This window comes from Grimontia celer, from assembly GCF_900055185.1.
Lineage (GTDB): Bacteria > Pseudomonadota > Gammaproteobacteria > Enterobacterales > Vibrionaceae > Enterovibrio > Enterovibrio celer.
Map to the genome: position 1 here is coordinate 487,495 of NZ_FIZX01000001.1, position 13,168 is coordinate 500,662.

Consider the following 13,168-nt stretch of genomic DNA (forward strand, 5'->3'; position numbering starts at 1 on the left):
GAGTTTAACAGAAACCTTTACGCGGTTACAGATGAGATGTGAGTCACAATTTAATTGCGTGTAGGCGGTGGCACTTCACGCCATTCACCGGGTTGCAAGTCATCGACGGTCCAGTCGCCCATTTTGTATCTCACCAGACGCAACGTGGGGTGACCTACTGCAGCGGTCATGCGACGAACCTGTCTGTTACGGCCTTCTGTCAGCGTGATTGCTAACCAGGTTGTTGGCACGGAAGGGCGATGGCGAATAGGTGGATTGCGATCCCAAATAGTAGGTTCAACCATTACCTCCACGCCTGCTGGCAGTGTCCAGCCGTCATTGAGTTCCACACCATCACGAAGTGCGTTCAAGGATTCTTCAGAGGGTTCGCCTTCAACCTGCACCCAGTAGATTTTTGCGGACTTGGATTGAGGTTGGGTAAGACGTGCCTGCAAAATACCATCGTTGGTCAAAACCAGAAGTCCTTCACTATCTTTATCAAGACGTCCGGCAGGATATACCTCTTTCACAGGAATGAAGTCTGCCAGAGTGGAATCGCCTGGCTCACCGGTGAACTGTGTCAGGGTGTTGAAAGGTTTATTGAATAGAATGACTTTCGTCGGACCTTTCGGACGCGAAGGTTTGTCAGTACGTCGGCGTGAAGTGCGTCGGAAATTCGGCTTTGAAGACGGCGTCTTCGCGCCTCTTTTAGGGGTAGTTTTAAACGTCATTGAGTCGTGTCAATCGGGTCGGGTAACAAATGAGACCTTGGTATTATACATGGAATTATGTGATTGGCGTGTTGCGGGAATTACAGTATTCTTTTGCCCGCATGTTATACCAGACAGAACAATTAACTGACGTGCTACAAGGCGAAGTTAACGTGTCGCAGTGCGACAGAAAATTGTTCTGTTTGGTCAGCGCAAAATAACAAATGGACGCTAGGAGAATTAAATGGAAAGTAAAGTAGTCGTACCAGCTGGTGAGAAAATTGCGGTAGAAAACGGCAAGCTGGTCGTTCCTAACAACCCAGTTATCCCTTACATCGAAGGTGATGGCATTGGTGTTGACGTTAGTCCTGCAATGCTCAAAGTTGTGGATGCGGCAGTAGAAAAAGCTTATGGCGGTGACCGTAAGATCTCCTGGATGGAAATCTACACTGGTGAGAAGTCGACTCAAGTCTACGGTGAAGACCAATGGCTGCCGACGGAAACACTGGATTTTATTCGTGAATACAAAGTTGCTATTAAAGGCCCTCTGACTACCCCTGTTGGCGGTGGTATCCGTTCTTTGAACGTTGCACTGCGTCAGGAACTGGATCTGTACATCTGTGCTCGTCCAGTACGTTACTTCGATGGCGTGCCAAGCCCTCTGAAACAGCCTGAACTGACTGACATGGTTATCTACCGTGAAAACTCGGAAGATATCTATGCGGGTGTTGAGTTTAAAGCTGGCACTGCAGAAGCAGACAAAGTCATCAAATTCCTTAAAGAAGAAATGGGTGCAACGAAAATCCGTTTCGACGAGGAGTGTGGTATTGGTATCAAGCCAGTATCTGAAGAAGGTACTAAGCGTCTGGTTCGTGCTGCTATCCAGTACACTATCGACAACGAGCGTGACTCGATGACTCTGGTGCACAAAGGTAACATCATGAAGTTTACCGAAGGTGCATTCAAAGACTGGGGTTACGAAGTAGCGAAAGAAGAATTCGGTGCTGAGCTGCTGGACGGTGGTCCATGGATGACTCTGAAAAACCCTAACACGGGCAAAGAGATCATCATCAAAGACGTTATCGCAGACGCATTCCTGCAGCAAATCCTGCTTCGCCCAGCGGAGTACGATGTGATTGCAACCATGAACCTGAACGGTGACTACGTATCAGATGCGCTTGCTGCACAAGTTGGTGGTATTGGTATTGCCCCTGGTGCAAACATCGGCGACGGTATTGCACTGTTCGAAGCAACTCACGGTACCGCACCTAAGTACGCGGGTCAGGACAAAGTGAACCCAGGCTCACTGATCCTGTCTGCTGAAATGATGCTGCGTCACATGGGTTGGACTGAAGCAGCTGACCTGATCATCAGCTCAATGGAAAAAGCGATCAGCAACAAGACTGTGACCTATGACTTTGAGCGTCTGATGGACGGTGCAACTCTGCGTAAGTGTTCTGAGTTCGCACAAGACATGATTGACCAAATGTAATTTGGCTTTCAATGCTGAAAAAACCCGGCCAAAGCCGGGTTTTTTGTTTTTACAGCGGATTTAGGTCTTTGTCGACGGCATAGACACGTAATCCATCAGGGTCGATGTCGTCGTCAACCAGCCAGGGTTCAAGGCAAGCCCGGTCTTGAGTGCAAGGGTCGGTGAGTGAACGCAGAAAAGCGGAAAGATCCTCGATATCTGTTTGCCGGTAGGAGTATGGAGATTGAAGCTTGCTTTGTCCGGTTGCTTGCTGGAAGAACATTGTCCATAGCGCTTCAAAGGTATTCGATCGTTGATCAGCTAACTGGATATTCGGCTGTGGGCCATCGTAGGTATAAAACGCACCGGAGTAAAACGGATCCATGTGATGCTTGATAATATCTTCCAGCGTGCTGAAGGCTCCACTGTGACCATAAGGCGATGTCATTTCAACATTGAGTAGAGAAGGGGTTCTGAAAGCATAGGCATCGCGTAATGCAGAGGTTTCACGGTACCTGCCAAAATCATTGGTACCCGTTTCACCATCCCCTTTACCTCTGCCAATTTGAGGTACTGCAATATTGTGAAACCCCTCATCTGTCATTAAATCTCCCTGGTGGCAGGACTGACAGTTGAAACCACCTTCAGAATTGTTTGAGAGAAACTTCAGTGCGCCTCGCTTTTCCACCAGGTTAAGTGCTGCTTTGTCTCCTTTGATGTAACGATACCAGCGATTATCGACAAACGACTGAGACCGCATGTAGTCTCCTAAAGCTTCTCTAATTGTATCGCTATTAATCACTTCCTTCAGCGATGCGTCGGGTGAGTTGTAGGTTTGACGGAATAGCGCAGGCCAATGGTTGACGGCCAACGGCTCCAACTCCCCTCTAAGCCTTTGCGCGATTAAATCTCTGATTTCTTGATTGGTGTTACCCTGTGCAAATGAAAAGCCTCGCATCTCCTCTTGAGGAGTAACGGGGAATCCGGCTTGAGCGTGCGAAAGATTTGCGCCTGCACCGGGGTCAGCGATGCCTTGACCTGAATCAGGTGTACTAATTGGTCCAACAGCGCCGTGTTGAAATGGAACAGGAAGGAGTGCTTCTACGCGTCCATCATGGAATAAATGCCGGTCCCAAAATCCCAGATTGAAGGAGGTAGGAACATTACGCGGCATGGTAGGGCCACCATCATAGTTATCAGCCGTCGCACGGTGCTCTCTTCCAGGACCAAGTAAGTTTGGGTTTACGGTGTCGACACCAATAGCTATGGATAATGCATCCGCGCCGCCTAAATTCGGGTGATGGCAGCTGACGCATGCCGTGTCGAAATTTCCACTCTGGATTTTGCTGAAAAAAAGAAGCTTTCCGAGTTGCGCTTTTGGAGAATCAATAGAAGGTATTGTTCTATGCCTTTTGGGGTCTCCAGTTAGTGAAAGCAGACTGATTTGGTCTGACAGAGCATTATCAATCCAGCGTTCACTTTGGTTATCGATAAAGGAAGCGGAAGAGAGAGATGAATAGATAAGAGTGACTAACAGAGTTAGTCGATGGTTTTTTGTTTTCATGGTGCCTCCCAAGTCACCTTGTTTGTATTTACGCCACTGACATAGCGCAATTTCAATGTAGTGGGCGATTGGGTTTCGATGCGTGCCAACCTTGGGATTAGCCAAATATTATCAATAAGTTAACAATGATTGTTTCGTTGGTGCTTCAAAAGGTTTGCGACGAAGACAGCGGAAAGTTGTGGTTAGCGGAGGAAAGATAATGGGTGGGGCAAGCACAAACAAAAAAGAGCGAACTTGACGTCCGCTCTTTCGATTCTCGACCTTCCGGCAGCGAAAAAGTTTATAGCAACACTGTTATTTTAAAGCTTCATTCTCGACGGGAACGATTTGGCTGGCATGGTAGCCTTTCGGACCTTCCTGCACTTCATAATTCGCGGTTTGACCCGCTTTCAGCGTGCGATAACCGTCCATTTGGATGGTGGAATAATGAGCGAAAATATCGCCTTCACCTTCATCAGGGCAAATGAACCCAAACCCTTTAGCGTTGTTAAACCATTTAACTGTACCAGTTGCCATGCGAAACATCCCTCTTGCATTCAAATTGCATAACTATGAGTAAAATCAACCTTTGCAATCACGTTACTCAAAAGTAATTGATGCAGTATGTTTTTACTTCAATTCCCACTCTAGTAGAAAGATTTAGACAGTCAAGCCTGCGAGCCCCCATATAACAACATTTTAATAAAAATGGCTATCGTTCTGGCAGAAGGATGATGGGGGTATCATTTTTGTAAACTAAGTTTCATTTATGAAACGAAAGTTTATTCAGTAAGAGGTTGATATATGAGGTTAATTTACAACTCCATCAATGAATACGTGTTTCATGGGTATTAGAGGTGGTCGTACTTCAAAGAATATTCCCTGCAAAACTAGTGATTTGTCACTAAATCAGTGGTTGGTGAATTGTTATGTTAATACACTAATGAATAGATATTTCAATTAGTGATATGAAATCCCCAAACATTCATTTGAGAAATTAAGTTTTCATTTTCCGAGACAATTTAATAAAAATGAGACCAAATAATTTTGAATTTTTATGTACGGAAAATCTGACATCGGGGTTTTGCTAAATGCCAGATATTGAAGTGAAATTGAATGGATATGATCTCGGTCTGGTTTTTAAGGGCGTGATCAGTGCTAATTCTGTGGTGAATAGCAGGCGATTGTGAACGTCCCGTAGCAATGAAACGGTTGCTGGAATACAATCTGTGCATTACGTTTTAAATAGTGGTAGAGATTCTTGTGTTTGATGTCTCAATCTATGATTCTGGCGTATAAATAGTTGTTTTATAAGAAACACTTGAGCTACCTTAAAGATTGTAATCCCTTATGAGCAAAATGTACGAATGGATAGTTCCGGATTCTGATGTAAAGGAAGCGGAAGAAACCAAGGTAAAACCGCCATCATTATACAAAGTGGTATTGAATAATGATGACTACACCCCCATGGAGTTTGTAGTGGAGGTGTTGCAGCGGTTCTTTTCTATGGACATAGAGAAAGCAACACAGCTGATGCTTACGGTGCATTATGAAGGTAAAGCCGTTTGTGGCGTATTCACCGCGGAAGTTGCCGAGATGAAAGTCGCGCAGGTCATGATGCATGCGAAAGAACATCAACACCCACTGTTGTGCACAATGGAGAAGGCCTAAGTCGTAAACCCGGTTTTTCTCCGGCACACCATAATGTGGTATTTGAGGGAGGTGCCTTATGCTAAACAAAGAACTCGAAGCAAGCCTTAACGGGGCATTTGCAAGAGCACGTGAAAAACGTCATGAGTTCATGACAGTTGAACATCTGCTACTGGCGCTTCTGGAAAACGTAGCGGCTCGAGAAGCTTTACTCGCCTGCCGTGCGGATCTTGATGCTCTGCGTAAAGAGCTGGAAGCATTCATTGAACAAACCACTCCACTTATCCCTGTCGACGACGATAACCGCGAAACCCAGCCAACCCTGAGTTTCCAGCGTGTGCTTCAACGTGCTGTATTTCACGTGCAGTCGTCAGGTCGTAGCGAAGTAAGTGGCGCAAACGTACTGGTCGCGATTTTCAGCGAGCAGGAATCGCATGCTGCCTACCTTCTTAAGAAAAACGACATTAGCCGTCTGGATGTTGTTAACTACATTTCACACGGCACAACCAAGTCTTCCAGCAGCGATGAAGAATTGCCTGGTGCGGATTTATCTTCTGATGAAGCGGCCGTTGAAGGTGGGGAAGAGCGTCTCGAGAATTTTGCAACCAACCTGAATCAATTGGCACGTGTCGGCGGTATCGACCCGCTGATTGGCCGAGACAAAGAATTGGAACGCACCATCCAGGTGCTATGTCGCCGCCGTAAGAACAACCCACTGCTGGTGGGCGAGGCTGGCGTTGGTAAAACAGCGATAGCTGAAGGTCTCGCGTGGCGTATCGTAGAAGGCCAAGTTCCCGAGATTATTCAGGATTGTGTCATTTATTCCCTGGATATTGGTTCATTGCTTGCGGGTACCAAATACCGAGGTGATTTCGAGAAGCGCTTCAAGAGTATTCTTAAGCAGCTAGAGAAAGAAGACCACGCGGTGCTCTTCATTGACGAGATCCACACTATTATTGGAGCGGGCGCAGCGTCTGGTGGTCAGGTCGATGCTGCTAACTTGATTAAACCTCTGCTGTCGAGCGGTAAGCTCCGTTGTATCGGTTCAACCACTTACCAGGAATACAGCAGCATCTTCGAAAAAGAGCGTGCATTGGCGCGTCGCTTCCAGAAAATCGATGTGGTCGAGCCATCACTGGATGACACCACCAAGATCCTGATGGGCTTGAAGCCTAAGTACGAAGCTCACCATGAAGTTCGTTACACCAATAAAGCGATTCGCGCAGCAGTTGAGCTTTCTGCTAAATACATCAACGAACGTCATCTGCCAGATAAGGCGATTGATGTGATTGATGAAGCAGGGGCACGCTGTCGTCTGGCTCCTGCCAGCAAGCGTAAGAAGACGGTAGGTGTTGGTGACATCGAGGCCATGATTGCTAAAATGGCGCGTATCCCAGAGAAATCAGTATCGTCAACCGACCGTGATGTCCTTCAGTCGCTTGAGCAGAAACTTAAAATGCTGGTGTTCGGCCAGGACGATGCAATCAGTGCTTTGTGTGAAGCAATCAAGCTAAGCCGCGCTGGTTTGGGTGAAGAGAACAAACCGGTGGGTTCTTTCCTATTTGCCGGTCCAACCGGTGTGGGCAAAACTGAGGTTACTGTCCAGCTTGCACGAGCTATGGGTATTGAGCTTCAGCGCTTTGATATGTCCGAATACATGGAACGTCACACCGTCAGCCGACTGATTGGTGCGCCTCCAGGCTATGTTGGTTACGATCAAGGTGGCTTGTTGACCGATGCAGTGATCAAGCATCCACATTGTGTGGTGTTACTGGATGAGATTGAGAAAGCTCACCCAGACGTCTTTAACCTATTACTGCAGGTGATGGATAACGGCACGCTGACGGACAACAACGGCCGCAAAGCAGACTTCCGTAACGTGATTCTGGTAATGACGACCAATGCAGGTGTGACGGAAACGGTTCGCAAATCGATTGGTCTTATCCAGCAGGATCATAGTCACGATGCGATGTCGGAAATTAAGAAAGTGTTCTCACCGGAATTCCGCAACCGTCTCGACAACATCATTTGGTTTAACCACCTCGATAAGAACATCATTTTGCAGGTGGTGGACAAGTTCGTCGTGGAACTGCAGGCCCAATTGGATGCACGCGGCGTATCGCTGGAAGTGACCGACAAAGCCAAACTCTGGCTGTCAGAGAAAGGTTACGACAAAGCGATGGGCGCACGCCCAATGGCGCGGGTCATGCAGGAGCATGTGAAGAAAAACCTGGCGAACGAGTTACTGTTTGGTTGCTTAGTGAATGGAGGAACGGTCAAAGTTGGCGTGAAGAACGACAAACTGACGTTCAGCTTCAGCGACGAAATGGAACCCGCTTAAATATCAAACCGGACGCATTAGAGTCCGGTTTTGTAAAACGACAAAAACCCGGCATTGCCGGGTTTTTTGTGTTCGCGAGACGTGAGGATTAGCGCGCGCGGAAGATGATGCGACCTTTAGACAGGTCGTAAGGCGTCATCTCAACGGTAACTTTGTCACCGGTCAGGATACGGATGTAGTTTTTACGCATCTTACCAGAGATGTGTGCAGTAACTACGTGGCCGTTCTCTAGTTCTACGCGGAACATAGTGTTTGGCAGGGTATCCAGAACGGTACCTTGCATTTCAATTACGTCTTCTTTTGCCATTTAATCCTCTTGGGCTACCGATCAGCCAATTTTTGACCGGCAGATAATGCCTTGATTGATTGAGTCTGTAAAGTTTAGGGGCGGAATTTTACCCCTTTGCATCCGCACTGACCAGCAAAAATCAGCTATCGGTTAAGGTTTGCGCGTTTTTCTGCCGGTCGCATTGAAGAAAACCGAGAGGTGAACCATTGGGAGTGTTTAAACCTAATTGCTTAAAACTGATCGCCATCTATCCAACTGCCAGCCACATAGCGCTGATGAGGTTTGAACTTCTGCTTATAGTTCATAGCGCTACAGGCGTCGATTTGGAATCCAAGGTATAGCCATGGAATGCCGTGTTTCCGAGCCTGTTCTATTTGAGCAAGCACACAAAGCGAACCCAGAGACCAGCAGTGATCAGGCTCGAAGAAACTGTAAATGGCGCTGTATCCATTTTCTAAAACGTCTGTAATCGCGATGGCGATGAGTTTTTCATCTTCGTAGAGATGAAGGTACTTGGAAGTCTGCCAGTCACTTTGCACGAAAGAACGAAAGTCCTGCTTATTCGCTGGATACATTGAGCCATGACGGTGGCGGGCTGAAATGTAGCGCTCATAAAGAGAAAACCAATCTGTGTCCATCTGGTCTTTGAACTCGATGGAAAGGCGCTTCAATTGGCTTAGGTGACGCTTTTGGCTCCTCGATGGAACAAACCCTCGTGTATCAACCCGAAGAGAGTGACAAGCTGTACAGGCGTTGCAATAAGGTCGATATATGTTGTTGCCACTCCGGCGAAAACCACTTTGCACAAGAAACCCATATCCGCGATCAGTGTGAAGTTCAGGATCGAGAACGACTGCGACAGACTCTTCTTGATTGGCCAAATAGCTGCATGTAGACGGTGCCATTACACCAATTCTTATTGAATGGTTAGACATGGTTAAAGCCAATCCATTGTGAGCGGAAGAGAGACGCATCTGTGATCTGGTGTTTTAGCTCGCAGAGCAACTGGGTAAAGTCCTGTCTTTGAATCGGCTCGGCACCCAGCGAGGCAAGGTGGTCTGTCATCATCTGACAATCAATCAGCTTGCCACCATGACGTTTAAAGTGTTCACAGAAGTACCAGAGCGCTGTTTTTGAAGCGTTGGTTTTGAGTGAAAACATAGATTCCCCGCAAAACAGTGAACCGACATTCACCCCATACAAGCCACCTATTAGCTCTTCGTCCTGCCATACCTCAACACTGTGGGCGGAACCTAATTGATGCAATCGCGTATAGGCTTCGCGCATTTCAGATGTAATCCATACCTGTTTTTCGCCACGGATTAGCGCGCAATGCTGAATGACTTGATCGAAAGCTCGGTTGATAGATACCCGGTAGCCTTGTTTACGGACATACTTCCTCAGGCTTCGGCTTGGCACGAAAGAGATTGGATCGATGACCGCCCGCTCAGAGGGTGACCACCAGAGCAATGGCTCGTCAATGCCAAACCAAGGGAATATACCCCTTGAATACGCTGCGCGTAGGCGTTCTGGCGATAAGTCTCCACCGATAGCCAGCAAACCGTCGGGTTCTTCCAGTGCCGATGATACGGGAGGAAAAAACTCGGGGTTGTCATCATCCAGTGGCGGCAAATAGATGGTCATATCACTTCATCATGGTCAAAAAAAGGAGCTAAGCTCCTTTTAGTTTAAACGGGTTACTGAATTCGTTGAAGCAGTTGGCTGTATCGACCACCTGTTTCTTTCAGGGCTTGATGAGAGCCCTGTTCGATAATTCGCCCTTCATCCATTAAACACACCTGGTCCATTTCGGTCAGCCCCACCAGACGATGGGTAATGAACAGTACGGTTTTGCCTTTGGCATGCTCAAGAAGCAAAGCAAGGATCTGTTGCTCTGTTTTTACATCAAGACCTTCCGTAGGCTCATCCAGCAGCAGGATAGGGGCGTCACGAAGAAGTGCTCTTGCAATGCCAAGACGGCGTCTTTCTCCACCGGAAAGCTGACGACCTCCGTCTCCCAACCAGGTATCCAGGCCAGGACCTTCCAGCAAAGCAGAAAGACCAACCTGCTCAATGACGGAAATCAACTCGTCATCAGACGCATTTGATTTCGCCATAGAGAGGTTGTGGCGCAGTGCACCATTGAATACGTCTACTCGCTGACTGACGACAGCTATTGAAGTCCTCAGTGCGGATTCACGCCAGGTATCTAAAGCGACGCCATCAATGCTGATGCTACCTGAGGAAGGGTCCCATGAACGGGTGATCAACTGTAACAAGGTTGATTTGCCGCAACCGGTACGGCCCAACAGGGCCACTTTTTCTCCTGCTTTCACTGAAAGTGAAATGCCATTCACTGCAGGCTTCTCAGCGCCGTAGTATGAGAAAGTCACTTCATTGAAAGCGATGTCACCTTTAGCGGTGTTGTTGTAACCCATAGGGTCAAACGGCGTCTCCGGGTCTGCTTCAATGATTTCGTTTAGGCGTTTTGCAGAAGTCATTGTTTGGCTCAGGTACTGAAACGCACCAGCCACAGGCATCATCAATTCGAAGCTGGCCATGGTAGCGAATGCAACCATCGCAACATACGGATTTGGCAGTTCGCCACCAATACCATCAGCTGCAAGCCAGAGCATCAACACCAGTGTCAGGCCATTTGCTGCGAGCAATACACCGTTTGCCAGACCAGTGATACGTGCCATTTGTCTTTGTGATGACAAAAGACGCTGCTCTGCTTCCACCGCGGCATCGCGATAACGATCCGCGGCGCCGAAGATTTGTAGCTCAGCATGACCCTGCAGCCAGTCCAATAAAGAAATGCGAAGTTGAGACTTGGATTGAGTGATTTCAACGCCATGTGACCTACCAAGGTGGTAGAACACCACAGGCAGGACCAACATTAGAGACAGCAAGATGGCGCCAAGCGTTAAGCCGATAGCTGGATCAAACCAATACAGGAAGCCACTGATACCGAAAATCCCTAGCATACCGACAATCAGCGGGCTGACCAGACGAAGATAAACATGATCCATCGCATCCACATCCGCCACAAGACGGTTAAGGATATCGGCGTCACGTAGGTTGCCGACTTTACCCGGGATCAGCGGGGTCAGTTTCTCGAAGAAGAAGATTCGAAGGTCTGCGAGCAGCTTGAAGGTAGCATTATGGCTGACAACGCGCTCACCCCAACGGCCAGCTGTTCGGGCAATGGAAAATCCACGCACGCCTGCTGCAGGTAGCATGTAATTGAAGTTTGCTGTCGCCAGCAGGCCTGCTACTGCAGATGCGGCAATGAACCAACCTGATAGGGTAAGCAAGCCAATTGCAGCAGCCAGCGTTCCGAAAGACAGCAACATGCCAAGTGACAGTCCAAACCAGTGCTTTTTGTAGAGTTTCAGGAAAGGAATCAAATCACGCATCGAGATCGCTCCTATCGACAGCTTGGATCATCTCAGCGAAGACTCCTTCATGTTTCAGTTGTTCGAAATTGCCTTGTTGTATCAATTTGCCTTGTTGCATCACCAGAATATTGTCACATCCGCCCAATTGGTCGATGCGGTGGCTCACCAGCAGTGTGGTGGTATCTTTGGTGGCATGGTCGAGGCTTTCCATTACCAATTTTTCGCTGGAAGCATCCAGGCTCGCGGTGGGTTCATCAAGCACCCAGAAACGTCCTTCCTGAAGCAGTGCTCTGGCAACTGCAATACGTTGTGCCTGGCCCACAGATAAGCCAGATGCACGATCTCCAACGGAGTGTTCCAGACCCTTTTCGAGACGCTGGATAAACTCGTCAGCGTAAGCCGCTTTGGTCACACGCTGTATTTGCTCATCAGTTGCCATAGGGGCTGCAAGGCAAACATTGTCTTTCACTGAGCCGTGGAATAACTGCGGATTTTGGCCTACCCAGCTCACCTGCTTGCGCCAGTAAGCCAAATCGGCGTTCTTCAGCTCAAGACCGTTGATAGACAGGCTGCCACGATAAGGCAAAAATCCGAGGATTGCGTTAATCAGACTGGTTTTACCTGCGCCACTTTGGCCGACAAGCGCGACCTTTTGGCCTTCTCGAATTTCAAAGCTGATTGGACCGGCAAGAACGGCACCATCAGGGCTCAGCACTTCAAGGTCCGTCGCCTTAATAGTGATTGCTTCATCAGATACTTTTGCACTGCCAGACGCTTGGTGTTCTGGCGTAGAGTCGAGGAAGTTAACGATGGATTCTGCAGCACCAATCGCTTGAGCTTTGGCATGGTAGAAGGTACCCAAGTCGCGTAGTGGCTGGTAAAACTCAGGGGCCAGTACCAGCACAAAAATACCGACGAACAGGGTAATACCCATACCGTAATGGCCGAAATTGAGTTCGCCGATATAGCTGAAACCGAAATAGACTGCTGTCACCGCTATCGATAGTGCAGTGAAAAATTCCAGCACGGCGGACGAAAGGAATGCAAGTCGAAGCACTTCCATAGTGCGTTTACGGAAGTCTTCGGAGGCAATGCGAAGGTGATTGCTCTCTGCTTCAGCCTGATCGAACAGGCGAATGGTGGAAAGGCCGCGTAGCCTGTCATAGAAATACCCGGAAAGACGCTGTAGCGCTTTAAAGTTGCGGCGGTTAGCATCAGCAGCACCCATTCCCACCAGGGCCATAAAAAATGGTACTAATGGCGCTGTCACCAGGAAAATCAAACCTGCCGCCCAGTTCAAAGGGAATACGGCAATCAAAATAATGAAAGGGATAAGGACCGCAATGGCCATTTGTGGCAGATAGCGAGCGAAGAAGTCCTGCATTTCTTCTACCTGCTCAAGGATGAGGCTGGCCCATGTGCCCGCGGGTCTGCCTTGGATAGTGGCAGGACCCAACGCATGGAGTTTATCGAGAATCAGTTTTCGAATATGAAGACGGACAGCTTCCCCAGCGCGATAACCTGCTTGCTCTTTACCCCAACTACATAGGGCTCGTATACAGACGACGATACCGAGAACAACGAAAGAGAGCCAAAGCTCCGATTTGTCGGTTTTCTCGATAATTAATTGATGAAGAATATTGGCGAGCAGGGCGGCCTGAGCAACAAGAAAAAGGCCAGACAAAAATGCCAGCCCAATTGCTGCCATAAGCCAAGTTTTGCCAAGCTTGCTTTGCCCCTTGAGCCATTGGGCGAGCGAGCGCTGTTTCTTTTTATCCATAGTA

The 13,168-nt window shown here is 48.2% G+C and carries 11 protein-coding genes; 3 read left to right on the forward strand and 8 right to left on the reverse strand.

Translation table 11 applies throughout. The features are described 5' to 3' along the window. Nucleotides 1–50: 50 nt before the first annotated feature. A complete protein-coding gene (locus tag GCE9029_RS02250; protein WP_062660840.1) occupies nt 51–710 on the reverse strand; it encodes a pseudouridine synthase in 660 nt (219 codons plus the stop codon). 223 nt (nt 711–933) lie between these two features. On the opposite strand from GCE9029_RS02250, the gene icd reads away from it, so the two are divergent. Continuing rightward, on the forward strand, nt 934–2,181 hold the full coding sequence (gene icd, locus GCE9029_RS02255; protein ID WP_002539149.1) for an NADP-dependent isocitrate dehydrogenase: 1,248 nt from the start codon (nt 934–936) through the stop codon (nt 2,179–2,181). Nucleotides 2,182–2,230: 49 nt separating this feature from the next. Here the strand turns inward: icd and GCE9029_RS02260 are convergent, their stop codons facing one another. Together GCE9029_RS02260 and cspD are read right to left on the reverse strand one after the other, a co-directional pair. Then, nucleotides 2,231–3,724, reverse strand: a complete 1,494-nt coding sequence (locus GCE9029_RS02260) for a cytochrome-c peroxidase (RefSeq protein WP_062660841.1) — start codon at nt 3,722–3,724, stop codon at nt 2,231–2,233. Between the two features lie 294 nt (nt 3,725–4,018). After that, complete coding sequence (gene cspD / locus GCE9029_RS02265) at nt 4,019–4,240, reverse strand: cold shock domain-containing protein CspD (RefSeq protein ID WP_062660842.1); 222 nt, start codon at nt 4,238–4,240, stop codon at nt 4,019–4,021. 813 nt (nt 4,241–5,053) lie between these two features. On the opposite strand from cspD, the gene clpS reads away from it, so the two are divergent. Then, a complete protein-coding gene (gene clpS, locus GCE9029_RS02270) occupies nt 5,054–5,374 on the forward strand; it encodes an ATP-dependent Clp protease adapter ClpS (RefSeq protein WP_062660843.1) in 321 nt (106 codons plus the stop codon). A 58-nt stretch (nt 5,375–5,432) separates the two neighbouring features. Further along, nucleotides 5,433–7,694, forward strand: coding sequence for an ATP-dependent Clp protease ATP-binding subunit ClpA (gene clpA / locus GCE9029_RS02275; protein ID WP_062660844.1), 2,262 nt, complete (start codon nt 5,433–5,435; stop codon nt 7,692–7,694). 88 nt (nt 7,695–7,782) lie between these two features. Here clpA and infA read toward each other — a convergent pair whose 3' ends face one another. From infA to cydD, 5 genes are all read right to left on the reverse strand, one after another. Then, a complete protein-coding gene (infA, locus tag GCE9029_RS02280; RefSeq protein WP_002539157.1) occupies nt 7,783–8,001 on the reverse strand; it encodes a translation initiation factor IF-1 in 219 nt (72 codons plus the stop codon). Between the two features lie 212 nt (nt 8,002–8,213). After that, entirely contained in the window at nt 8,214–8,918 is a 705-nt protein-coding gene (locus GCE9029_RS02285; protein WP_062660845.1) for an arginyltransferase, read from the reverse strand. After that, on the reverse strand, nt 8,911–9,627 hold the full coding sequence (gene aat, locus GCE9029_RS02290; RefSeq protein ID WP_062660846.1) for a leucyl/phenylalanyl-tRNA--protein transferase: 717 nt from the start codon (nt 9,625–9,627) through the stop codon (nt 8,911–8,913). Before aat ends, GCE9029_RS02285 begins: the two co-directional genes overlap by 8 nt. A gap of 53 nt (nt 9,628–9,680) precedes the next feature. After that, nucleotides 9,681–11,402 carry a heme ABC transporter ATP-binding protein/permease CydC gene (cydC, locus tag GCE9029_RS02295; RefSeq protein WP_062660847.1) on the reverse strand — a complete coding sequence of 574 codons (1,722 nt, stop codon included), beginning with the start codon at nt 11,400–11,402 and terminating at the stop codon, nt 9,681–9,683. Beyond that, complete coding sequence (gene cydD / locus GCE9029_RS02300; protein ID WP_062660848.1) at nt 11,395–13,164, reverse strand: heme ABC transporter permease/ATP-binding protein CydD; 1,770 nt, start codon at nt 13,162–13,164, stop codon at nt 11,395–11,397. Before cydD ends, cydC begins: the two co-directional genes overlap by 8 nt. Nucleotides 13,165–13,168: the final 4 nt, after the last annotated feature.

Excerpts from the sequence above, each read along its gene's own strand:
- aat (WP_062660846.1), bottom strand. The coding sequence starts at position 9,627 with ATGACCATCTATTTGCCGCCACTGGATGATGACAACCCCGAGTTTTTT.
- cydD (WP_062660848.1), bottom strand. The coding sequence starts at position 13,164 with ATGGATAAAAAGAAACAGCGCTCGCTCGCCCAATGGCTCAAGGGGCAA.
- cspD (WP_062660842.1), bottom strand. The coding sequence starts at position 4,240 with ATGGCAACTGGTACAGTTAAATGGTTTAACAACGCTAAAGGGTTTGGG.
- clpA (WP_062660844.1), top strand. The coding sequence starts at position 5,433 with ATGCTAAACAAAGAACTCGAAGCAAGCCTTAACGGGGCATTTGCAAGA.
- cydC (WP_062660847.1), bottom strand. The coding sequence starts at position 11,402 with ATGCGTGATTTGATTCCTTTCCTGAAACTCTACAAAAAGCACTGGTTT.
- icd (WP_002539149.1), top strand. The coding sequence starts at position 934 with ATGGAAAGTAAAGTAGTCGTACCAGCTGGTGAGAAAATTGCGGTAGAA.
- GCE9029_RS02250 (WP_062660840.1), bottom strand. The coding sequence starts at position 710 with ATGACGTTTAAAACTACCCCTAAAAGAGGCGCGAAGACGCCGTCTTCA.
- infA (WP_002539157.1), bottom strand. The coding sequence starts at position 8,001 with ATGGCAAAAGAAGACGTAATTGAAATGCAAGGTACCGTTCTGGATACC.
- GCE9029_RS02285 (WP_062660845.1), bottom strand. The coding sequence starts at position 8,918 with ATGTCTAACCATTCAATAAGAATTGGTGTAATGGCACCGTCTACATGC.
- GCE9029_RS02260 (WP_062660841.1), bottom strand. The coding sequence starts at position 3,724 with ATGAAAACAAAAAACCATCGACTAACTCTGTTAGTCACTCTTATCTAT.
- clpS (WP_062660843.1), top strand. The coding sequence starts at position 5,054 with ATGAGCAAAATGTACGAATGGATAGTTCCGGATTCTGATGTAAAGGAA.